The organism is Nocardioides sp. cx-173, assembly GCF_021117365.1.
In the GTDB taxonomy this organism is placed as follows: domain Bacteria; phylum Actinomycetota; class Actinomycetes; order Propionibacteriales; family Nocardioidaceae; genus Nocardioides.
On record NZ_CP088262.1, the window covers coordinates 3346865 to 3367338 of the forward strand.

The window sequence follows — 20474 nt, forward strand, 5'->3', positions numbered from 1 at the left end:
CGAGATGCACGTCACGCCCAGGCGGGCCCTGCGGGCGATACTCTGCCCGGCGGAGACCCACAACCTCAGGAGCAATCACGTGCCCGACTCGGCCAACCTCAAGCCGCTGCAGAAGGTCCTGATCGCCAACCGCGGCGAGATCGCCGTGCGGGTGATCCGCGCGTGCAAGGACGCCGCCATCGGCAGCGTGGCCGTGTACGCCGAGCCCGACCGTGACGCGCTGTTCGTGCGCCTGGCCGACGAGGCCCACTCCCTCGGCGGCGCGACGCCCGCCGAGTCCTACCTCGACATCGAGAAGATCATCGCGGTCGCGCACAAGTCCGGCGCCGACTCGATCCACCCCGGCTACGGGTTCCTCGCCGAGAACGCCGACTTCGCCCAGGCCGTCATCGACGCCGGCCTCACCTGGATCGGCCCCCCGCCGGCGGCGATCGAGGCGCTGGGCGACAAGGCCAAGGCCAAGCACATCGCGGCCAAGGCCAAGGCGCCGCTCGCCCCGGGCACCAAGGACCCGGTCAAGGACGCCGACGAGGTGGTCGCGTTCGCCAAGGACAACGGGCTTCCGGTCGCCATCAAGGCCGTGTTCGGCGGCGGCGGGCGGGGCCTGAAGGTGGCGCGCACGCTCGAGGAGATCCCCGACGCCTACGAGTCCGCGGTCCGCGAGGCCGTGACGGCGTTCGGCCGCGGCGAGTGCCTCGTCGAGAAGTTCCTGGACAAGCCGCGCCACGTCGAGACCCAGTGCCTGGCCGACCAGCACGGCAACGTCGTGGTGGTCTCGACCCGCGACTGCTCGCTGCAGCGCCGCAACCAGAAGCTCGTCGAGGAGGCGCCCGCGCCGTTCCTGAGCGAGGAGCAGCTGAGCGAGCTCTACGAGTCCTCGAAGCGGATCCTGCGCGAGGCCGGCTACTACGGCGCCGGCACCTGCGAGTTCCTGGTCGCGCAGGACGGCACGATCTCCTTCCTCGAGGTCAACACCCGCCTCCAGGTCGAGCACTGCGTCTCCGAGGAGGTCACGGGGATCGACCTGGTCCGCGAGATGTTCCGGATCGCCGCCGGCGAGGAGCTCGGCTACGACGACCCGGAGATCCGCGGCCACTCGATCGAGTTCCGCATCAACGCCGAGGACGGGGGCCGCAACTTCATGCCGGCGCCCGGCACCCTGTCGGCCTGGAGCCCCCCGGGCGGCCCGGGCGTCCGGGTCGACGGCGGCTACGAGAACGGCGAGACCATCCCCGGCTCGTTCGACTCCCTCATCGCCAAGCTGATCGTCACCGGGCGCGACCGCACCCAGGCGCTGGAGCGCTCGCGGCGCGCGCTGGACGAGTTCGTCGTCGACGGGATGCCCACGGTCATCCCGTTCCACCGCGCCGTCGTCTCCGACCCGGCGTACGTCGGCGCCTCCACGCCGTCCGGCGAGGGCGAGTTCACCGTCTACACCCAGTGGATCGAGACCGAGTTCGACAACCAGATCGAGCCCTACGGCGGCGAGTCCGCGGAGGCCGACGAGCCGGTCGAGACCCAGAAGGTCGTCGTCGAGGTCGACGGCCGCCGCCTCGAGGTCGTGCTCCCGGCCGGCCTCGGCGGCATCGCCGCCGGTGGGGGCGCGGCGAAGAAGCCCAAGCGCGCGGCCGGCAAGAAGGCCGGAGCGGCGGCGAGCGGCGACGCCGTCACCAGCCCGATGCAGGGCACCATCGTCAAGGTCGTCGTGGCCGAGGGCGACGCCGTCGCCGAGGGTGACACCGTGGTCGTCATCGAGGCCATGAAGATGGAGCAGCCGCTCAAGGCCCACAAGGCCGGCACCGTCACGACCCTGCAGGCCGAAGTGGGCGCCACCGTGACCAACGGTGCCGTCATCTGTGAGATCAAGGACTGACCTCACCGGCCGCACCACCGGGGCCGGCGACCTGGGACAGCCCGTGCTCGCCGGCATCGTCACGGCGGTCGTCGGCTTCACCTCCTCCTTCGCGGTCCTGCTCACCGGGCTGACCGCCGTGGGAGCCTCACCGGCCGAGGCGTCGTCGGGGCTGTTCGTCTGCTGCCTGACCATGGGCGTCGGCAGCGTGCTGTTCTCGCTGGTCACGCGCACCCCGGTGACGCTGGCCTGGTCGACGCCCGGTGCGGCGCTGCTGGCGGGCGCGGCGGCACCCGACGGCGGCTACGCCTCCGCGGTCGGCGCGTTCGCGGTCGCCGGCCTGCTCTACGTCCTCACCGGCCTCTTCTCCCCGCTCGCCCGCCTGGTCCGGGCGATCCCGCTCGCCCTGGCCAACGCGATGCTCGCGGGCGTGCTGCTGGTGCTGTGCGTGCAGCCGTTCCGCGCGCTGGTCGACGAGCCGGCCGCCGTGGCACCCGTGCTGATGACCTGGCTGGTGCTGCTGCGGGTCGCCCGGCGGTGGGCCGTGCCCGGCGCCTTCGCCGCCGCGGTCGTGGTCATCGCGGCCACCGGCTCGCTGTCGGCGGTCGACTCCTCCGCCGTGGCGCCCCAGCTGACCTGGACCGCGCCGGGCTTCGACCCGGCCACCGTGCTGGCCATCGGCATCCCGCTCTACCTGGTCACGATGACCAGCCAGAACATCCCGGGCGCCGCGGTCCTCGCCTCCTTCGGGTACGACGCACCGTTGCGGCCGGCGCTCTTCTACGCCGGTGGGGCGACCGTGGCCACCGCCGGCCTCGGCGGCTACTCGATCAACCTGGCCGCGATCTCGGCCGCCCTCGCCGCCGGCCCGGAGGCCCATCCGGACCCCGGCAGGCGGTGGGTCGCCGGGGTGAGCACCGGGGTGACGCACCTCGCCCTCGGCCCACTCGCGGCGGCCGTCGCCGCGGTGGCCGTCGCCGCTCCGCCGGGCCTGGTCGCGGCGGTCGCCGGGGTGGCGCTGCTCGCCACCTTCGGCTCCGCGGCGGCCTCCGCCATGGGTGACGCCGACCACCGCGAGGCCGCGACCGTCACCTTCGTGGTCGCCGCCTCCGGCGTGGCGGCGTTCGGTGTCGGTGCGGCGTTCTGGTCGCTGCTGGCCGGAGGCCTCTACCTGCTGGTCATGGGGCACCGCACCCAGGCTCGGGCCTGCCACTAGCCTCGGCAGCGTGGACCGACCCAGCCTGCGTGAGCCCCGCGAGCGCGTCAGCCCGCGGGCGCGGCTCATGTGGCAGCTGTCGAACCTCGTCGAGGGCCTGCTCACGGTGGCGGTCCTCGCCGTGGCGGCCGCGGTGTGGGACGCCGTTGACCTCGCCTGGTGGATGGTGGGGCTCGGCCTGCTCGCGGTGACGGCGTACGCCGCGGTCGTGCCGCAGTGGCGCTACCTCGTGCACCGCTGGGAGGTCACCGAGACCGCGGTCTATACCCAGACCGGCTGGTGGGCGCGCGAACGGCGGATCGCGCCGATGTCGCGGATCCAGACCGTCGACTACGTCGAGTCGCCCATCGCGCGGCTCTTCGGCCTGGCGAGCGTCACGGTGACCACGGCGTCGGCGGCCGGGGCCCTGCAGATCGCCGGGCTCGAGCGGGACCGGGCGCAGGCCCTCGTCGACGACCTCACGCTCAAGGCGGACGCGGTCGAGGGCGACGCGACGTGACCGACGACGGCTGGCAGCGCCTGGACCCGCGGATGATGCTGATCCACCCGGTCCGCGAGGTCGTCCGCTTCCTGCCTCCGCTGATCGCGCTGTTCGTGGCCGGCGTGGCCTCGGGAGGCGGCCGGCCGTGGCAGCTGGTCGGGATCCTGGTGCCCGTGGCCCTCGGCCTGTACCGCTACTTCACCACCAGCTACCGCATCGCCGGTGGCCGGGTGGAGCTCAAGCGCGGCCTGGTCGGGCGGCACGTGACCTCCACCCAGCTCGACCGGGTGCGCACCGTCGACCTCACCGCGACGGCGATCCATCGGGTCCTGGGGCTGACCACGCTGCGCATCGGCACCGGGACCGGAGCGAGCGGCGAGGACAGCGATCTGGAGCTCGACGGCCTGCCGACCGCCCGCGCCGAGGAGCTGCGCAAGGAGCTGCTGCGCCGCTCCACCGTCCTGGAGGAGCCCGTCCCGGGCGAGGCCGCCGCGCCCCCGCCGCCGGTCGTCGAGCTCGATCCTGCCTGGGTCCGCTACGCCCCGCTGACCACCAGCGGCCTGGTCGCCACTGCGGGCATCCTCGGCGTCGCGGGACAGATCCTGGGCAACGCCGACCTCTCCGTCGAGCTCGACCGGGCCCCCTGGCCGGGCCTGCCCGGCTGGACCGCCGTCCTGCTCGGGCTGGTGGTGCTCCTGGCCCTGGTGGGGACGCTCTCGGTGGCGGGCTACCTGGTGACCAACTGGGGCTTCGCGCTCACCCGCTCCAGCGGCGCCTGGCACCTGCGCCGCGGTCTACTCACCACCCGCGAGACCAGCCTCGACGAGGAGCGCGTGGCGGGCGTCAGCATGGGTGAGCCGCTCGGGTTGCGGCTGGCCGGCGGGGCGCGGCTCACCGCGATCGTCACCGGCCTCGACTCCGACCATCCCGGCAGCTCGGTCCTCGTCCCGCCCGCGCCCGTGCCGGTCGTGACGCGCGTGGCCGGCACCGTGCTCGGCACGAGCGCGCCGCCTACCGCCGCGCTGACCGGCCACGGCCCGGCGGCGACGCGACGCCGCTACACCCGCGCCCTCGGTACGGCGCTCGCGCTCGGCGCCGCGGTCGCGGCCGGCCTGGTGGCGCTCGGCGCCCCGTGGTGGGCCTTCGTGCCGCTGCTTGTGCTCCCCCTGGCGGCGGTGCTCCTGGCCGCCGACCGGGCCCGCGCCCTCGGGCACGCCCTGGTCGAGGGCCACGTCGTCGCCCGGTCGGGCTCCCTCGCTCGCCGCCGCGACCACCTTCAGGCCGCACACGTCATCGGCTGGAACCTGCGCGCCACCTGGTTCCAGCGCCGGGTCGGCCTGACCTCGCTGATCGCGACCACCGCCGGGGGCCGCCAGTCGGTCACGCTGCCCGACGTACCCGAGCCGCTGGCCGTGGGTCTCGCCGACGAGACGCTGCCGCACGTGGTCCGGCAGTTCCTGGTCTGACCCGCCGGGCGGGTCCGTGATTGAGGTTCGCATTTCCTGGGTAGGCGACCTGGCATGACCGCCACGAACCTCGAGGTCGACCCCGCCGACCTCCAGCAGATCGCCGGCGTACTCGACGGCGCCGGCAGCGCCCTCTTCGGCCATGCGGCCGATCTCGATGCCTCCCCCGACGCCGGCGCCTCGTCCGGCGAGGTGGGCAAGGCCCTGGTCAGCCTCTCCAGCAGCGTCGCGGCCCTCGCCCAGCACATCGGCAGCCTGGCCGAGTCGACCGGCGCCGTCGGCTCCGACTTCGCCGGCACCGATGGCGCCGTGGCCGGCGCCATGAGCCAGCAGCAGGCGGTGATCGGGCCATGAGCGTCTGCGAGACCGAGGTCTTCGGCGACCCCGGCACCTGCACCACCGCCGCCAGCCAGGCCGCGACCGCGCGCGCCGCCATCACCGAGGCCGAGAGCCAGCTCGGCACCGCCCGCTCCAAGGCCGGGACCTGGCAGGGCCAGGCGGGAGCCGCGTTCGAGGCGCGGGTGGAGTCGGCCTCGCGCGACCTCGGCGATCTCGGCACCCGGATCGAGTCCATCCAGACCGCCCTGACCGACTTCGCCGGCGAGCTGACCGTGGTGAAGGAGCGCATGGGCCAGGCCCGCCAGGTCGCCGCCGCGGGCGGCGTGACCGTCAACGGCACCACGATCGTGCAGCCCACCGAGCCCGGCGGCGAGCTGAGCCAGGGACAGGCCGACGCGTTCAACGCCAAGGTGGAGGCCTGGAACGAGGCCGTCGACATCGCCGACGGCGCCCGCACCAAGGAGAGCGAGGCCCACCAGCACCTCAGCGAGGGCGTCGCGGCCTCCACCGGCGACGGCTTCGTGGAGGATCTCTTCGAGCGGCTCGGCTTCCTGCCCCCCGACTTCGCCGACGCCGACGACATCGGCGGCTGGCTGTTCGGCCTCGGCGGCCTCGGGTTCGGCGCCGGGGTGAGCTACATGGTCAGCGGCCGGTACGGCGTCTTCCAGCCGCGCGTCAACGGCCGCTTCGGCAGCGCCAACGGCATGAACTTCTGGCAGCGCGCGGCGGCTGCCGGCCGCTCGGACAGCTGGCACGCCCGCCCCTACCAGGCCGCCAGCCGCAACGCCTGGGGCACCGCGGGCAAGTGGGCCGGCCGGGCCGGCACCGTGGTCACCGCGGTCACCGCGGGCTGGAACCAGTGGCAGGCCGACGCCGACGACCCCTCCCTCAACGACACCGAGCGGGTCGCCCGCTCGGCCACCATGGGCGGCACCACCGCCGCCGGCGCCTGGGCCGGCGCCCAGGGCGGTGCCTGGGCCGGCGGCGCCATCGGCACGGCGATCTGCCCCGGCGTGGGCACGGTGGTCGGCGGCGTGGTCGGTGGCGTGGTCGGCGGCGCGATCGGCGGCTTCGTCGGTAGCGAGGTCGGCCAGGCGATCATGGACCCGGTGGCCGACGCCGCGGACGCGGCGGTCGAGTGGGCCGGCGACGCCGCGGACACCGTCGGCGACGTGGCCTCCGACGTCGGCGACGCCGTGACGTTCTGGGACTGACATGGACCTGATCCACGCGCTGATGCTCGTCGGGGGGCTGGCCCTCGCGGCCCACACGACCTGGCAGCACCTCGGCCGGAGTCCGGCCGCCCGGCGCTGGACGCGGACGGTCCAGGGCGACCTGACCCGCCGCAGCGTGCTCGTCGTACGGCCCCTGCTCTCGGTGGTGCTGGTGCTCGGTGCGCTGACCGCGTTCACCGAAGGGTCGACCGGCGCCAACGTCGCGGTCGCCGGGCCGATCGCGATCGCGCTCGTCGTGCTCCTGGCCTACCTGGTGCTGCCGCTGCCGGTGCCACGGGTCGTGCAACCGCGGTGGTACCGGCATGCCTGAGACCACCGAGCCCCCCCTGACGGTGCCGGTGGGGTGGGAGATCCTCCCCGACCCGCCCGAGGCCACCGTGCTCGTGGCGCGCGGCCCCGCCCTCCCACCCGAGGGGTTCCGGCCCAACCTGGTCGTGACGGCGCAGGACACCGGCGGGATGGGCTTCCGAGACTGGCAGGCCGGGACCGACGAGCTGCTGCCGCGGATCCTGGACGGCTACCTGATCGTCGACCTCGAGCGGCTCGAGATCGCCGGGCGGCCGGGCGGGCGCCGGCTCGCCCACCACACCGGGCCCGGCGGCGAGGCGCTCACCATGGAGCAGTGGTTCACCCTGGTCGACGGCGTCGGGCACACGCTGACCGCGACCGTCGAGACCTGGCGCTACGACGAGCTGGCCGACGCGCTGGCGGCGGCCGCGTCGAGCTGGCGACCGGAGGGGGAAGCCCATGCTGGTTGAGACCGACGCCGCCTCCGGCGCCGTCCGGCTCGACGACGAGGGGCTGGCGGCGCTGTTGGCCGGCGAGCAACCTGGCCCGGAGCCGCTCCTGGCCGTGATCGCCGAGCCCACCGTCACGCTGGGTCTCGCGGTCGCCGGCGTGGAGACCCGGCTCGAGCATCGCGCCTGGGTGACCCGGGAGAGCGCCGCCCTGCTGCTCGGCGTGCGGCCTGGCCTCTTCCAGCTGATGGCCCACGACCCCGCCTTCCTGACCGCGGCGCTGGTGCGGCTGACCCGGATGCGCCCCCGCCGGGTCGAGGACCGCGAGCCGGTCGACCTGCCGGCCGAGCGGCTCCCGGACCTGGTCGCCGCCGACGAGACGGTACGACGCGCCGCGCTCGCCGCGGCGGGCGCCGACTTCGCCTGGCACCTGTCGCTGCGGTGGCAGGGCGGTCAGCGCGACCTGGTCGCCGTCGACGGCCCGCGCGGCCTGCACCTGGGCGACCCCGCCGCACCTCGCCTGGTGCCGGTCAGCAACACCACGGCGTACCGCATTCTCTCGACGGCCCTGCCCACCGACGTCTGAGGCTTCAGCGGGTCTGGTGCTCCCAGTCGAGCGCGCCCGGGTCGACTCCCAGCACCTGCAGCGCCCCGATGCCGCGCGCGGCCAGCTCGGCGGCGTTCTCGCGCGGCACCGTGCACCAGTAGTGCGCCACCGCAGGCTGGGTGCCGGAGGGGTCCGGGTCGCCCGGCGCCAGCCAGCCCAGCGCGCGCACCCGCTGGTGGTCGGCCTCGCCGAGCTCCCACTCCCCACCGAACAGCGTGGCCCCCACGCACTCGCCGTACAGCTCCTCGCCGTCGCGCAGGAACTGCACGAACCGGTGCGGCGGCGGCGCCGCTCGCCGGCGCAGCAGCCCCTGCGGCTCCCCCGCCGGTGGCGCCGGCTCGCCCAGCACGACGTACTCGTCCCCGGTCATCGTCGTCAGCAGCTCGGCCAGCCGGGCCTGCGCCTCTGCCCACCTGCTCTGTGCGTCCATACCTGCGAACCTAGCGCTCGGCGACGCCCCCTAGGCTCCTGCTGTGTCTGGGGTCTTCGCCGGGTTCGCCACGATCACGGTGATCATCGCGTTCGGGGTGCTGCTCGGGCACCTGCGCGTGGTCGACGAGCGCGGCCACCGGACGCTCAGCACGGTCGCGTTCTTCCTGGCCAGCCCCGCGCTGCTCTTCAGCGTGCTGCAGGACAGCGACCTGTCGCGGGTCTTCTCCGGCAACCTGGTGGCGATCTCCGCCGCCGTGGCGGCCACCGCGCTCGTCACCCTCGCCGCCGCTCGCTGGCGACGCGACGACGTCGGCCGCACCGTCATCGCGATGATGTGCTCGTCGTACTGCAACGCGGGCAACCTGGGGCTGCCGATCGCCGCCTACGTGCTCGGTGACACCGCCCTGATCGCGCCCGTGCTGCTGTTGCAGCTGCTCGTGCTCCAGCCGCTGGCCCTCACGGCGCTCGACGTGGCGGCGGCGCCCGGTCGCGTGTCGCTCAGACAGGTCCTGACCCGCCCCCTGCGCAACCCGATCACCGTGGCGAGCATGGCCGGCATCGCGGTCGCGGTCGCCGGAGTGGAGGTGCCGGCCGCGGTCAACGACCCGATCGCGCTGCTCGGCGGAATGGCCGTCCCCGCCATGCTCCTGGCGTACGGCGTGAGCCTGCGGCTGGGCCCGCTGCCGGGACGCGGCGTGGCGCCCGGCGAGCTGGGGCTCAGCGTCGGGCTCAAGCTGCTGGCCCAGCCAACCGTGGCGTACCTGGTCGGGCTGATGCTCGGCCTGGACCAGGACGCGCTGCTCGCGGTGACCGTCATCTCGGCCCTGCCGACCGCACAGAACGTCTTCGTCATCGCGAGCCGCTACGGCCGCGCCGAGCTCCTGGCCCGGGACGCGATCTTCGTCAGTACGCTGGGGTGCGTCCCGGTGGTGGTGGCGATCGTCGCGCTCGTCGCCTGAGCCCTCCGGCGCCTTCGTCCGTCAGCCCGGTGGCCACACCGTGGCCGGGACCAGGACGTTGCCGTCCATGAGCGCCCGGGCCGTGCGCACCAGCGAGGCCTCCAGGACGCGCGGCTCGTCGCCGCCGAGGTCGACCTCGACCCGGGCCGAGATCACCCCGCCGGGGTGGCCGATGTGGAACCGTCCGTCGCGGGGGCGGGCGACCTCGTTGACCACGGTCCCCGGCAGCGCGCCCGCCACGGCGGTGCACAGCGTCCCAGTGACCGCATAGGTCTTGTGCGGACGCTGCATGGCCATCTGGCGGGCGGTGACGGTCTGCTCCTCGGCGGGCACCCACGTGCCGTCCGCCAAGGCGTACCCCACGGGCTCCGACACGGCGACCACGCGCGGGATCGAGGGTGAGACGTCGCGCGCGACCTCCCCGTCGGCCACCAGGCCCAGGGCCCGCGCCGCGAAGGCGCGCACCTCCTCCAGCCGCTCGAGCAGCGCGGGGTCGGCGTCGACCTCGGCGGGCAGCTCGGTGCCGGTCATACCGACGTCGGCCGCGGGCACGAAGACGAACGGCGTCGCGGCGTCGACGATGGACAGCCGGACCCGCCGACCACTCGGGAGCACCTCCACCTGCTGCGCCTGTCCGGTGGGCAGGAGGCGCCCGGTGACCGCGCCACCGCAGTCGCCGAAGTCCAGCAGGATCGGTGCCCCGGTGCCGGGGACGCCGGCGATCCGGACGTCGCCCTCCTCCACGACCTGGCCGCCCTCGACCGCGACCTCGGCGGTCAGGACCTTGCCGGTGTTGGTGTTGAGGATCCGCACGCGTGTGGTGGGCGACTGCGCCGCGACGAGCCCGCGTCGGACCGCGAACGGTCCGACGCCGGAGGCCATGTTGCCGCAGTTGCCCACCCAGAAGACGCGGGCCACGTCCACGCCGACCTGCCCGAAGGTGTACTCGACATCCGCGTCATCGCGGGCCGACGGGGCGACCACGGCCACCTTGCTGGTGAGCGTGTCGCCTCCCCCGAGACCGTCGATCTGACGCGGGTCCGGACTGCCGTAGATCGACAGCACCACCCGGTCACGCAGGTCGGGGTCCTCCGGCAGGTCCGCCGCCAGCAGGAAGGCACCGCGACTGGTGCCTGCTCGCTGGAAGAGGCACGGAATGGCCCGCGCGGTCACGCCCGGACCAGGGTCGAGGCCAGGTCGGCGACGTTGTCCAGCTGCTCGAAGGCCATGACCTGCTCGCTGACCTCGCGCGCCCGGGCCTCCCCGAGGGCGAGCTGGGCGAGCCCGACGAACTTGGTCTCCAGCTCCTCCTCGGTCAGCGGCAGCTCGGGCTCGCCCTTGGGGCCCTCCACCGCGTGCCGCAGGACGCTACCGTCGCGCAGGGTCACCTCGACCACGGCCTGACGGCCCATCAGGCCGTACGCCGGCTCGGCGACCAGCTCGACCTCCGCGGCCACCTCGTGGGCGCGCTGGTCGGCGAAGCCGAGCTCGTAGTCCGCGAGGCCGTTGGCGCCACGCAGCAGGGCCAGCGCGACGCTGAACGGCGTGCTGCCCATCGCGGCGTTGAGGTTGGGGACGACGGTCCGCCCGGACTGGCGGATGGCCAGCTCACACATGAACACCTTGACGTGGGCGACGTCGTCCAGCTCGAAGGAGGCCTGGCCGCGGATCGCCTGGGCGGCGTCGATCGGGCCGTGGGAGTAGCGGCACGCGGCGTGCGGCTTGAAGCCCACCTCCATGACCTTGAAGTCACTGCCGAGGCCGACGAAGATCTCGTCGAGGTTCACGCCGTCGCCGTAGGCGTTGAAGAAGCCCTCGGGCGACTCCAGGCCCCGCTTCGGACCGGTGAAGCCGCGGTTGACCAGCATCGTGGCCAGGGTGCCGTTGAAGGCGGCTTTGCCGGGGCTGAGCGGCTTGGCCATGCACGGGGAGTCGAGATAGGCCTGGATGCCCGCCGCCTGCATGGCGCCGAGGCCGAGGGCGTCGGCGGTGCGCTCCGCGTCGAATCCGTACTGACGGGCACTCGCGGCTGCCGACGCGATGGTCCCGACCACGCCGGTGGTGTGGTACCCGCGCTTGCGGTGCCCGGGGTTGATCGCCAGCGCGGTCCGGATGATCACGTCGTAACCGGCGACGAGCGCGGCGAGGGTGTCCCGGCCGCTGCGGCCGAGGTGCTCCCCCGTGGTCATGACGGTGGGGACGAGCAGCGACCCCGACTTGGTCAGCGCGTTGCCGTGCGCGTCGTCGAGCTCCACGCCGTGTCCGAGCATCGCGTTGATCATCGCGGCCTGGGGCACGGGGACCCGGGTGCCGTAGCCGGTGATCGTGGCCTGTGGAGTGCCGCCGAGCTCCTCGATCAGGCCGTGCGCCACGCGGGCGGGCTCGGCCATGGTGGAGGCGGCGAGCTGGTTGCCCAGGCCGTCGCGCAGGAGCAGCTTGGCCTTGTGGACCACCTCCGCGGGCAGGTCCTCGAACCGGAGGCCGCTGACGAACTGGGCGAGCGCCTGCGTGGCACCGAGGCCGCGCAGGCCGTCCTCCGAGGCGGTCTCGCGGGTGGTCTCGTGCGGCACGGTCTGGGTCATGTCTCTCCTCGATGGGGCGCGACTGGCGCACCGAACTCTAGTTACTGACTAGACATTTTGATATGTGATGTTTCAGATGTCAAGCATCAGACGATTCATTTGACAGCCCTTCTCCGGCGGCGAAGCATGAGCGTCATGGTGGACTTCCCGGACTCGGCTCCCACTCGCGTGCGGTCGGCCACCGAGGTGGCCGGCGAGATGCTCCGCGAGCTCATCGGCTCCGGCGCCCTCGGCCCCGGCGACCGGCTCAACGTCGACGAGCTCGGCCACCAGTTGGGGGTGAGCCGCACCCCCGTGCGCGACGCGCTGCACCAGCTGCGCACCGAGGGCCTGGTCGACATCCAGCCCCGCAAGGGCGTCTTCGTCCGCAGGATCACCGCTCAGGAGGTGGCCGAGATCTACGCCATCAAGGAGGCCGTGGAGCCGCTCGCCGCCGACTGGGCCGCCCGGCGGGCGACAGCGGACCAGAAGGCGCGGCTCGAGGGGCTGCTCGCCGCCTTGCGGGCCGCGGGCGACGCGAACGACGTACCGGCGGCGGCAGCGAGCGTCGAGCAGATCCACGTGGCGCTGTTCGAGTGTGCCGGAAGCTCGGTGCTCAGCGACGTCTACCAGGTGTTCAGCGGGCGAGCTCGCACTCTGCGCCAGCTCAACATGGCCCAGGAGGGGCGCCTGACCACCTCGGTGCGCCAGCACGAGGAGATCGTCGGGCTGGTGCTCGCCGGCGAGGCCGAGGCGGCGCGGTCGGCGATGGCCGGGCACATGGCCGACGCCGCGCAGTCGGCCATGCGGGTGGCGGCCGAGGGCGACGCCGGCTGACGCACTCACGCGACGGCGCCGGCGCCGATGGAGGCGCGCACCAGATCCGAGGTGCTGCCACCGGGGACGTCCTCGACAAGCAGCTCGCCGCCCGCGAGGCGGACGCGATGGTGCATCGCGGCGGGGACCGGTGCGGGATGGTCGGCGCGGAAGTGCGAGCCGCGGCTCTCCGTGCGGCGATGCGCCGCGGTGAGCAGGACCCGGCCCACGAGGCACATCTGGACGAGCTCGGTACGGCGCAGGTCGTCGCGCCAGGAGCTGGCGTGCCCCTCCACCCGTCGCTCGACCTCCTCCAGTCGGCGCAGCCCCTCCCGGAGCCCGGCGTCGTCGCGCACGACCCCGCCGTGGATCTGAACGACCTCGCGCAGCTCCGCGCGCAGATCGTCCCACCGGGGGTCCGCCGCGGCGTCTGTGAGCCCGACGGCGGCGGGGAGGCCGGCCTCGTCGTGCGGCAGCCGGGTGCGCGCTCGGTCCGCTGCGGCGAGCCCGGCCCGGCGACCGGTCACGCCGGCCTCCGTGAGCGCGTTGCTGTTGAGCCGGTTGGCGCCGTGCAGCCCGACCGCCACCTCACCCGCGGCGTACAGCCCCGGCACCTCGGTGAGCCCGTCGGCGGTCACCGGCACCCCACCCATGCAGAAGTGGGCCTCCGGGGCCACCTCGACACTCGCGGCGAAGGGATCCCACCCGCCGTCGTCCATGGCCCGCAGGAAGCGGCCCGAGATGTCGGCGATGTGGTCGCGCGTCGTCCCCGAGAGGTCGAGGAAGGCGCCGCCGTGCGGGGTCCCCCGCCCCTCCTGAACCTCCTGGTGGATGGCCCGTGCCAGCACGTCGCGCGTGGTGTTCTCGGCGTTGACGGGGTCGTAGCGCGGCATGAACCGCTCGCCCAGGCCGTTGCGCAGCACCACTCCCGGCTGGGCCATCAGGGCGCCACCGGGGCTCATCCCGGCCGCAAACTGCGGGGCGACCAGTGCGGTGGGGGTGAACTGAACGAACTCCAGGTCGACCAGCGAGCAACCGGCCTCAAGCGCCAGGGCATAGCCGCTGCCGAAGACGTCAGGGCTGTTGCTCGTATGGGCGAAGACCTGGCCGAGCCCCCCCGCCGCGAGCACGACCGCCCCGGCCCGGGCGATGCTCCGCGTGCCGGCGCGCTGGTCCACCACCCGGGCACCTCGTACGCCGGTCGTGTCGCGCAGGAGCGCGGTGACGAAGGCGTGCTCGGCGACCCGGACGCCCGAGCGCCGCACGGCCGCGACGAGCGGGGTCATTAGCGCCGACGTGCCGCCGCCGCGACACCGCACCGAGCGGGGGAAGGAGTGGCCCGGGATCGGCGCGAAGGCGATCTCGCCGTCCTCCCCCACGGCGACCTCGACGCCGAGGCCGCGCAGGCGCCCGAGCAGGTCCGGCGCGTCCGTGGTGACGGCGTCCACCACCTCCGGCGAGGCCAGCCCGTGAGCGCTGCGCAGCGTGTCAGCCCGATGCGCCGCGACGCTGTCGCCGGTCCGCGCGTCGGCGACGGCGAAGCCGCCGCTCGCGATGGCCGAGTCGCCGCCCGTCCCGAGGACGCCCGCACAGGCGAGCACCGCGTCGGCCCCGGCCTCCCGGGCGGCGAGCGCGGCGGTCAGCCCGGCCAGACCGCCGCCGACCACGAGCACGTCGCAGGTCAGGTCGTGGTCCACGCCGCTCACTCCTCGGGAGCGGTGTAGCTGAAGATGTCCTGCCACAGCTCCGCGTCCGGCGCGGTGTTCTTCAGCGCGTCGGCCTGCTCGTAGCGGACCAGGTTCGCCTCCTCGCGCGAGGGCAGCTCGATGTCCCCGATCGAGGGCGCCTCGACGCCCTCGCAGGCCGGGTAGTCGCCCTGCTGCGCGGTCGCCTCCTGGCCGCGCTGCGAGAGCGTCCAGTTCAGGAACACCCGCGCCGCCGCTTCGTGGTCGGCTCCGGCGGCCACGCCCATGAAGAACTCGTAGGACGGCATCCCCTCCTCGGGGAAGACCAGGGTGATCGGCGCCCCTTCGGCGATCGCGCCGGCGGCATTGCCGACGGTCATCGGCGCCACCTCGATCTCGCCGCGCGCCGCCGCGTCGATGGCGGTGGAGGCGGAGTCGAAGATCCGCGGCTCCAGCGCGGCGAAGCTGCGCAGGTGCTCCTCGCCGAACTGCGAGATCTGGAAGCGGGTCAGGGAGGCAGTGCTGCCGCCGGCCCCGACCTGGACGATGCCGGCCTTGCCCTTCCACGCCGGGTCGACCAGGTCCTCCCACGCGGCCGGAGCGTCGCCCTCGTCGACGAGCTGGTTGTTGTAGCCGATCGCGTAGACCCGCTCCCAGACCCGGACGTAGGCACCGTCCTGCTGCACGGCGTCGGCCGGGGCGCAGCTGGTGTCGAGCAGCTCATGGGTGTCGAAGGCCCCGGAGTCCGCGACCGCCTTGACCATCTGCGCATCGGAGATCCTGATCGCGTCGGCGCCGAGCTTGTCGACGGCCTGCTCGCTGAGGATCCGCTCGGTCAGCTTGTTCGGCACCAGGCGCAGCATCTCCCCCTCGATGCCGGTGTCCTTCTCGAACTGGTCCAGCAGGGCTCGCTCGGACTCCTCGCCGCCACCGGTGTAGAGCATGAAGCTGCCCTCATCCTTGGCCGCGGCGTAGAGCTCCTTGTCCGCGATGACCTCGCCGTCGACGACCAGCTCGCCGGCCTCGTTGGTCTCGACGTCGGCCGCCTCCGAGTCACCGCCGCAGGCCGTGAGCAGGCTCGCGGCGACTCCGGCCGCCAGGGCCAGGGACCACTTGTTTCGACGCATGGACGTTCTCCTCTGATGCAGGGTGGGTGAGAGGTGGGTGATGGGTCAGAAGTTCCTGGCGCCGAGTCGCCGGGCGAGCGTGGAGAGCACGAACAGGACGCCGCAGTAGACGAGGCACAGCGCGGCGGCACGCTGGAAGGCGCCGTTCTCGAAGTCGTCGAAGATCACGATCGAGACCAGGCGGGTGTCGGTGGTGAAGAGGAAGAGCGGCACGGTCAGCTCTCGCATCGACAGCATGAGCAGGAGCAGGAACGTCGACGTCAGGCCGTCGCGCATCAGCGGCACCGTGACGCGGCGGATCGCTCCGAGCCGGGTCGCGCCGTGCATGACGGCGCTGTCCTCGAGCTCGCGGTCCACCTGGAGGATCGAGGAGCCGACCCCGCGCAGACCCTGCGGCATCTGGGCGGCCACGAAGGCGATCACCAGCACGGCGAGCGTGCCGTAGACCGGGATCGGCACCAGCAGCCAGGTCCACAGCAGGCCCAAGCCGAGCACGATGTGGGGCACCGCGAGCGGGATCATGCCGACGTACTCGAGCAACTGCCGGCCGGTGGCGGTGGTCCGGTAGGAGACGTAGGAGACGGCGAAGGCGAGCACCAGCCCGATCGCTGCGGCCGAGACGCCGACGACCACGCTGTTGATCGTGGCCTGCCGCACCACCTCGGAGTCGGCGACCTCGCGGAACGCCTCCGCGGTCAGCGCACCGGCGTCGCCGAGCTGCGCGAACGACGACATGTAGGGCGAGGAGCGCACCGCCACCAGCAGCAGCGCGAGCAGCGGCAGCACCACGGAGACCAGCAGGTAGACGAGTCCGAAGCCGAGCGCCGGGTAGCGCCACAGCCCGAGCGACACGCGGCGGGGACGGATCCCCTTGCCGGAGACTGTCGTGTAGGTGCTGCGGGAGAGGTAGATCCTCTGCGCCGCGGTCAGCGCGAGGACGCCGAGCACCACCAGCAGCGCCAGCGCCGAGGCCTCGTTGCCGCGCGAGGGCTGACTGTTCATGAGCCGGTAGATCATCGCCGGGAGGCTGTCCACGCGCCCGGCGTTGCCGATCAGCGCCGCCACCGGGAAGTTCTCCAGCGCGAGGACGAACACGAGGACCGCCGAGCCGAGCGTGGCCGGCAGCGTCAGCGGCAGCGTGACGGTCCGGAGCATCCGGCGGAAGGAGGCGCCGTGCATGCTCGCCGCGTCCTCGAGGTCGGGATTCATCAGGCTCAGCGAGCCGTGGATGAGCAGGAACGGGTACGGCGCGTAGTAGATGCCGAGCACGAAGATCAGCCCGGGCATGTTGTAGATGCTCACGTCCATCGAGACCCCGAGGTCGCGCAGGCCCACGTTGATCAGCCCCGCGGCCGGGCTGGCCAGGACCGCCCAGGCGAGCGCGCCGACGTACGACGGCAGGAAGAGCGGCACCAGGCCGGCGAGGTACATGCCGCGCCGGAAGGGCACGTCGGTGCGGGCGACGAGGAAGGCCAGGACGAACCCGATGACGACGGCGATCACCGCAGCGCCGAGGCCGATCACCAGCGAGTTCCAGGCTGCGTGACGGGCGGTGCCGCCGACGGCGGTCTCGAAGTTGTCGAGGCTCAGGCCGTCGAGGCTGATGTTGCCGGGGCGCGGCACGCGGTCGGTGAACGCCGAGAGCACCACGAACCCGACCGGCAGGACGATCAGCACCGAGAGCAACGCGAGCAGCGACCCCGACAGCCCGAGCCGGGCCCTGCGGACCGCCTCCCAAGGGTGGACCGTCACTCCTGGTCCTCGGCCGGGAGCACCAGGACCGACTCGCGCGGCACGGAGACCGCCACGGTCGAGCCGCGGGTGAGCGTGCGGAGCTGGGCCTTGGGGGCGGTGACGTCGAGGGTCGCTCCCCCATCGAGCGTGACCCGGAACCGGGCACTGTCGCCCTGGAACACCGCGACCTCCACACGGGCGAGGAGCGTGTCGGCGGCGGAGTCGGCGTCCGTGGCCGTGCGCAGCTGGATGTCCTCGGGGCGCACGCAGAGCTTGAGGGCACCGGCCGGGGGGACCCGCTCGGCCGCCAGCGCGACCGTCGTACCCGGCAGCGTGACCGCGCCGTCGTCGACGCGGTGGCAGTCCAAGATGTTGCTGACGCCGATGAAGTCGGCGATTTCGGCGGTGGCCGGACGGTCGTAGATCTCCTCGGGCGAGCCGAGCTGGACCACCCGTCCGTGGCGCATGATGGCGATCCGGTCCGCGAGCGCGATCGCCTCGGACTGGTCGTGGGTGACGTAGATGCAGGTCAGGCCGAGCTGCTGCTGCAGCGCTCGGAGCTCGAGGCGCAGGCGGTCGCGCAGCCGGGCGTCGAGGTTGGAGAGCGGCTCGTCGAGCAGCAGCAGCGAGGGACGCATCGCGAGGCTGCGCGCGAGCGCCACACGCTGCATCTGGCCACCGGAGAGCTGGCTGGCGTTCTGGTCGACCAGATCGGCCAGTCCCACGAGCTCGAGGACCTCCGCGACGGCCGCCCGGATCTCCGGACGCGACTTGCGCTGCATCGTGAGCGGGAAGGCGACGTTCTGCCCGACCGTGCGGTGCGGCCACACGGCGTAGGACTGGAAGACCATCCCGATGTTGCGCTTGTGCGGGGGCACCGGGCGCCGGCCCGTCTCGTAGACCGTCGTGCCGCCGATCGTGATCCGTCCCGCAGTGGGCTCCTCGAGCCCCGCGACGCACCGCATGGTGCTGGTCTTGCCGCAGCCCGACGGCCCGAGGAGCACGAGGGACTCGCCCGCCCCCACCTTGAGCGTCAGGTCACGTACCGCGGCGTTGTCGCCGTAGTGCAGCGTCAGGTCCTCGACGATCACGTCCACGCAGGTGCACCCCTCTACAGTCTTCGTCGAGCGACCATCTTAAGTCGCCTTGAATACTATAGAATCTGGTATATCTCATGTCAAGGCGTTCGTCGCGCTCCCGTCGCCGGGCCCGGCCCCTCGGTGGCGAGCATGAAGAGCCGCAGGTCCCCGGCCAACCGCTGCATGAGCGCGGGATCGACATCGGCGAACAGCTCCTCCTCGACCTGGCCGACCGCGGCGAGCAGCAGCTCGAAGCGCGCGCGGCCCGCGTCGGTGATCTCGACGTTGACCTGACGCCGGTCGCGGGCGTCGAAGCTGCGGCGAACCGCGCCGGCCTCCTCGAGCTTGGCGATGCGGTGCGTGATCGCGCCCGGAGTCACCTGGGCGAGGTCCTGGAGGGCTCCCACGCTGAGCGGTTCGGGCGAGCGTACGAGGCTCGAGAGCAGGGAGAGCTCCCAGAACTCCATGCCCTGCGGGGCGAGACGACGGCGTGCCTCGGTGTCGAGGTAGTGGGCGAGGCGGCGCAGCCGGATGTGCACCTCCTTGGTGGCGACATCGACGTCCGGGCCGCGGACATGGTCGAGGATCGAGTCGACGCGATCTCGGTGAGCAGCCACGTGGGTCCTCCATTGGAAGTTCTTTCAACGGTGTGACTACTCTAGCCTTCAACCAAATCCGAAGGGCCAGATCACCGATGTCGTTCACCACCGCCTCCCCCCAGCGTGGCGCCACCCCCGCCGGACACCCGGACCACGCCAGGGCCACGATCGCCCTGGCGATCCTGGGCATCTTCGTGACCTACGTGCCGATCACGGCCGTCAGCGTCGCGCTCACCACCATCGGCACCGACACCGGCGCCTCGACGTCCGGGCTGCAGTGGGTCTCCGACGCGTACGTGATCCCGATGGCGGCGGCAGTGCTGTCGGCCGGCGTGTTCGGCGACATCCACGGGCGGCGCCGGGTCTACCTGGTCGGCATGGCGCTGACCATCCTGGGTGGGGTCACCGCCGGGCTCGGCTCCGCGATCCTCGACGACCGCGCGCTCACCGTGCTGTGGGTCGGCCAAGCCATCGCCGGGCTCGGTGCGGGCCTGCTGATCCCGACCACGCTGGCCCTCATCGCCCAGGCGGTGCCGGACTTCCGCTCCCGCGGCAAGTTCATCGGCTTCTGGTCCATGGGCCTGATGGCCGGCCTCGCCCTCGGCCCGATCTTCTCCGGCAGCGTGCTGGAGATCGGGGAATGGCACTGGATCTACGCCCCCTCGACCGCGCTCGCCGTCATCGCCGCCGTGGTCGCCCTGCGGCTGCTCCCCGAGTCGCCGGTCGTGGAGGGCCGCCGCCTCGACTGGTCGGGCCAGCTCACCGCCACCGTCGCGATCGCCTTCTCCATCTTCGGGATCATCGAGGGCGGAGAGCAGGGCTGGACCTCCTGGCAGGCGCTTCTCGGACTGATCGTGGGTGCCGTCGCGCTCGCGGCGTTCCTGGTCATCGAGCGCCGCAGCGAGGCGCCCCTCATGGATCTGGAGATCTTCCGCTCGACCTCCTTCTCGGCCGCGGGCTTCGCCGGCGTCATCGCGATGTTCTCCATCGTCGGCGGCATGTTCCTGCTCAGCCTGTTCCTCGGCTTCGTGCAGCACCTCGACGCCCTCGAGATCGCCCTGCGGCTCCTCTTCGCCACCGGCCTCGGCGTCGCGGTCGGGCCGCTGGCGGCCAAGCTCATGCAGCGGTTCAAGTCGATGCACGTCCTGACCCTCGGCCTGGTCATCGGCGCGACCGGCCTGTACTCGCTCACCTCCATCACCGCCGACACCGGCGTGTGGGACCTCGGCTGGCGGCTCGCGATCTTCGGCCTGGGCAACACCACGATGATGACCGCGGTCACCACCGCGGCGATCAACTCCGTCCCGATCCGGAAGGCCGGCATGGCCGCCGCCACCAACACCGTGCTGCGCCAGTACGGCGGCGCGCTGGGCCCGGCCATCCTCGGCGTGGTCTTCAGCCACCAGCTCGCCGGGGGCGCCACCCCCGAGGACTCCTTCGCGGCCGCGCTCATCACCAACGTCGCCCTGCTCCTGGTGGCGGCCGTGGTGTGCGTCCTCGCGGCCCGCAGGGAGACCCACCCGGGCGGCACGCGGTAGCCGGTAGCCCC

General features: G+C 73.1%; 20 protein-coding genes. 12 read left to right on the forward strand and 8 right to left on the reverse strand.

Annotated features, from left to right (window positions below; all coding sequences use genetic code 11):
- Window positions 1-79 precede the first annotated feature (79 nt).
- From LQ940_RS16270 to LQ940_RS16310, 9 genes are read left to right on the forward strand one after another with little or no spacing between them, the layout of a single operon-like run.
- Window positions 80-1873, forward strand: coding sequence for an acetyl/propionyl/methylcrotonyl-CoA carboxylase subunit alpha (locus LQ940_RS16270; RefSeq protein ID WP_231242951.1), 1794 nt, complete (start codon window positions 80-82; stop codon window positions 1871-1873).
- A complete protein-coding gene (locus tag LQ940_RS16275; RefSeq protein WP_231242948.1) occupies window positions 1857-3068 on the forward strand; it encodes a benzoate/H(+) symporter BenE family transporter in 1212 nt (403 codons plus the stop codon). The genes LQ940_RS16270 and LQ940_RS16275 overlap by 17 nt, the downstream gene beginning before the upstream one ends.
- 10 nt (window positions 3069-3078) lie before the next feature.
- The gene (locus tag LQ940_RS16280) at window positions 3079-3567 is read left to right on the forward strand and encodes a PH domain-containing protein (protein WP_231242947.1); all 489 of its coding nucleotides are present in this window, start codon (window positions 3079-3081) and stop codon (window positions 3565-3567) included.
- On the forward strand, window positions 3564-5015 hold the full coding sequence (locus tag LQ940_RS16285; protein ID WP_231242946.1) for a PH domain-containing protein: 1452 nt from the start codon (window positions 3564-3566) through the stop codon (window positions 5013-5015). Before LQ940_RS16280 ends, LQ940_RS16285 begins: the two co-directional genes overlap by 4 nt.
- A 54-nt stretch (window positions 5016-5069) precedes the next feature.
- The gene (locus LQ940_RS16290) at window positions 5070-5369 is read left to right on the forward strand and encodes a hypothetical protein (RefSeq protein ID WP_231242945.1); all 300 of its coding nucleotides are present in this window, start codon (window positions 5070-5072) and stop codon (window positions 5367-5369) included.
- On the forward strand, window positions 5366-6568 hold the full coding sequence (locus LQ940_RS16295) for a hypothetical protein (RefSeq protein WP_231242944.1): 1203 nt from the start codon (window positions 5366-5368) through the stop codon (window positions 6566-6568). The genes LQ940_RS16290 and LQ940_RS16295 overlap by 4 nt, the downstream gene beginning before the upstream one ends.
- Before the next feature lies 1 nt (window position 6569).
- Entirely contained in the window at window positions 6570-6899 is a 330-nt protein-coding gene (locus LQ940_RS16300) for a hypothetical protein (protein WP_231242943.1), read from the forward strand.
- Window positions 6892-7347 carry a hypothetical protein gene (locus LQ940_RS16305; RefSeq protein ID WP_231242942.1) on the forward strand — a complete coding sequence of 152 codons (456 nt, stop codon included), beginning with the start codon at window positions 6892-6894 and terminating at the stop codon, window positions 7345-7347. The genes LQ940_RS16300 and LQ940_RS16305 overlap by 8 nt, the downstream gene beginning before the upstream one ends.
- Window positions 7337-7912, forward strand: coding sequence for a hypothetical protein (locus LQ940_RS16310; RefSeq protein WP_231242940.1), 576 nt, complete (start codon window positions 7337-7339; stop codon window positions 7910-7912). Before LQ940_RS16305 ends, LQ940_RS16310 begins: the two co-directional genes overlap by 11 nt.
- Window positions 7913-7916: 4 nt before the next feature.
- On the opposite strand, the gene LQ940_RS16315 is transcribed toward LQ940_RS16310, so the two are convergent.
- A complete protein-coding gene (locus tag LQ940_RS16315) occupies window positions 7917-8363 on the reverse strand; it encodes a TY-Chap domain-containing protein (RefSeq protein WP_231242938.1) in 447 nt (148 codons plus the stop codon).
- Between the two features lie 43 nt (window positions 8364-8406).
- Between LQ940_RS16315 and LQ940_RS16320 the strand changes: the two genes are divergently transcribed.
- Window positions 8407-9324, forward strand: a complete 918-nt coding sequence (locus LQ940_RS16320; RefSeq protein WP_231242936.1) for an AEC family transporter — start codon at window positions 8407-8409, stop codon at window positions 9322-9324.
- A gap of 21 nt (window positions 9325-9345) precedes the next feature.
- Here LQ940_RS16320 and LQ940_RS16325 read toward each other — a convergent pair whose 3' ends face one another.
- Window positions 9346-10497: a 2-methylaconitate cis-trans isomerase PrpF family protein gene (locus LQ940_RS16325; RefSeq protein ID WP_231242933.1), complete on the reverse strand. Its 1152-nt coding sequence runs from the start codon at window positions 10495-10497 to the stop codon at window positions 9346-9348.
- On the reverse strand, window positions 10494-11906 hold the full coding sequence (locus tag LQ940_RS16330) for an MmgE/PrpD family protein (protein WP_231242931.1): 1413 nt from the start codon (window positions 11904-11906) through the stop codon (window positions 10494-10496). Before LQ940_RS16330 ends, LQ940_RS16325 begins: the two co-directional genes overlap by 4 nt.
- Before the next feature lie 135 nt (window positions 11907-12041).
- On the opposite strand from LQ940_RS16330, the gene LQ940_RS16335 reads away from it, so the two are divergent.
- Window positions 12042-12722 carry a GntR family transcriptional regulator gene (locus tag LQ940_RS16335; RefSeq protein ID WP_231242929.1) on the forward strand — a complete coding sequence of 227 codons (681 nt, stop codon included), beginning with the start codon at window positions 12042-12044 and terminating at the stop codon, window positions 12720-12722.
- A gap of 5 nt (window positions 12723-12727) precedes the next feature.
- Here the strand turns inward: LQ940_RS16335 and LQ940_RS16340 are convergent, their stop codons facing one another.
- The 5 genes from LQ940_RS16340 to LQ940_RS16360 all read right to left on the reverse strand — a co-directional run bounded on the left by LQ940_RS16340 (window position 12728) and on the right by LQ940_RS16360 (window position 18943).
- Window positions 12728-14398 (reverse strand): FAD-dependent oxidoreductase, encoded by a 1671-nt coding sequence (locus tag LQ940_RS16340; protein WP_231242927.1) that lies wholly within the window; start codon window positions 14396-14398, stop codon window positions 12728-12730.
- 5 nt (window positions 14399-14403) lie between these two features.
- A complete protein-coding gene (locus LQ940_RS16345; protein WP_231242925.1) occupies window positions 14404-15513 on the reverse strand; it encodes an ABC transporter substrate-binding protein in 1110 nt (369 codons plus the stop codon).
- A 45-nt stretch (window positions 15514-15558) separates the two neighbouring features.
- Window positions 15559-17265 carry an ABC transporter permease gene (locus LQ940_RS16350; RefSeq protein WP_231242923.1) on the reverse strand — a complete coding sequence of 569 codons (1707 nt, stop codon included), beginning with the start codon at window positions 17263-17265 and terminating at the stop codon, window positions 15559-15561.
- A complete protein-coding gene (locus LQ940_RS16355) occupies window positions 17262-18344 on the reverse strand; it encodes an ABC transporter ATP-binding protein (protein ID WP_231242921.1) in 1083 nt (360 codons plus the stop codon). Before LQ940_RS16355 ends, LQ940_RS16350 begins: the two co-directional genes overlap by 4 nt.
- An 80-nt stretch (window positions 18345-18424) precedes the next feature.
- Window positions 18425-18943, reverse strand: coding sequence for a MarR family winged helix-turn-helix transcriptional regulator (locus LQ940_RS16360; protein ID WP_231242920.1), 519 nt, complete (start codon window positions 18941-18943; stop codon window positions 18425-18427).
- Window positions 18944-19020: 77 nt separating this feature from the next.
- Here LQ940_RS16360 and LQ940_RS16365 point away from each other — a divergent pair, with 77 nt between their 5' ends.
- Complete coding sequence (locus LQ940_RS16365; protein ID WP_231242919.1) at window positions 19021-20463, forward strand: MFS transporter; 1443 nt, start codon at window positions 19021-19023, stop codon at window positions 20461-20463.
- The last annotated feature ends 11 nt before the right edge of the window (window positions 20464-20474 follow it).

What these genes read in the sequence shown, in the direction of transcription:
- LQ940_RS16290 (WP_231242945.1), top strand. Translation starts at nt 5,070, where the DNA reads ATGACCGCCACGAACCTCGAGGTCGACCCCGCCGACCTCCAGCAGATC.
- LQ940_RS16295 (WP_231242944.1), top strand. Translation starts at nt 5,366, where the DNA reads ATGAGCGTCTGCGAGACCGAGGTCTTCGGCGACCCCGGCACCTGCACC.
- LQ940_RS16300 (WP_231242943.1), top strand. Translation starts at nt 6,570, where the DNA reads ATGGACCTGATCCACGCGCTGATGCTCGTCGGGGGGCTGGCCCTCGCG.
- LQ940_RS16305 (WP_231242942.1), top strand. Translation starts at nt 6,892, where the DNA reads ATGCCTGAGACCACCGAGCCCCCCCTGACGGTGCCGGTGGGGTGGGAG.
- LQ940_RS16310 (WP_231242940.1), top strand. Translation starts at nt 7,337, where the DNA reads ATGCTGGTTGAGACCGACGCCGCCTCCGGCGCCGTCCGGCTCGACGAC.
- LQ940_RS16315 (WP_231242938.1), bottom strand. Translation starts at nt 8,363, where the DNA reads ATGGACGCACAGAGCAGGTGGGCAGAGGCGCAGGCCCGGCTGGCCGAG.
- LQ940_RS16330 (WP_231242931.1), bottom strand. Translation starts at nt 11,906, where the DNA reads ATGACCCAGACCGTGCCGCACGAGACCACCCGCGAGACCGCCTCGGAG.
- LQ940_RS16335 (WP_231242929.1), top strand. Translation starts at nt 12,042, where the DNA reads ATGGTGGACTTCCCGGACTCGGCTCCCACTCGCGTGCGGTCGGCCACC.
- LQ940_RS16345 (WP_231242925.1), bottom strand. Translation starts at nt 15,513, where the DNA reads ATGCGTCGAAACAAGTGGTCCCTGGCCCTGGCGGCCGGAGTCGCCGCG.
- LQ940_RS16365 (WP_231242919.1), top strand. Translation starts at nt 19,021, where the DNA reads ATGTCGTTCACCACCGCCTCCCCCCAGCGTGGCGCCACCCCCGCCGGA.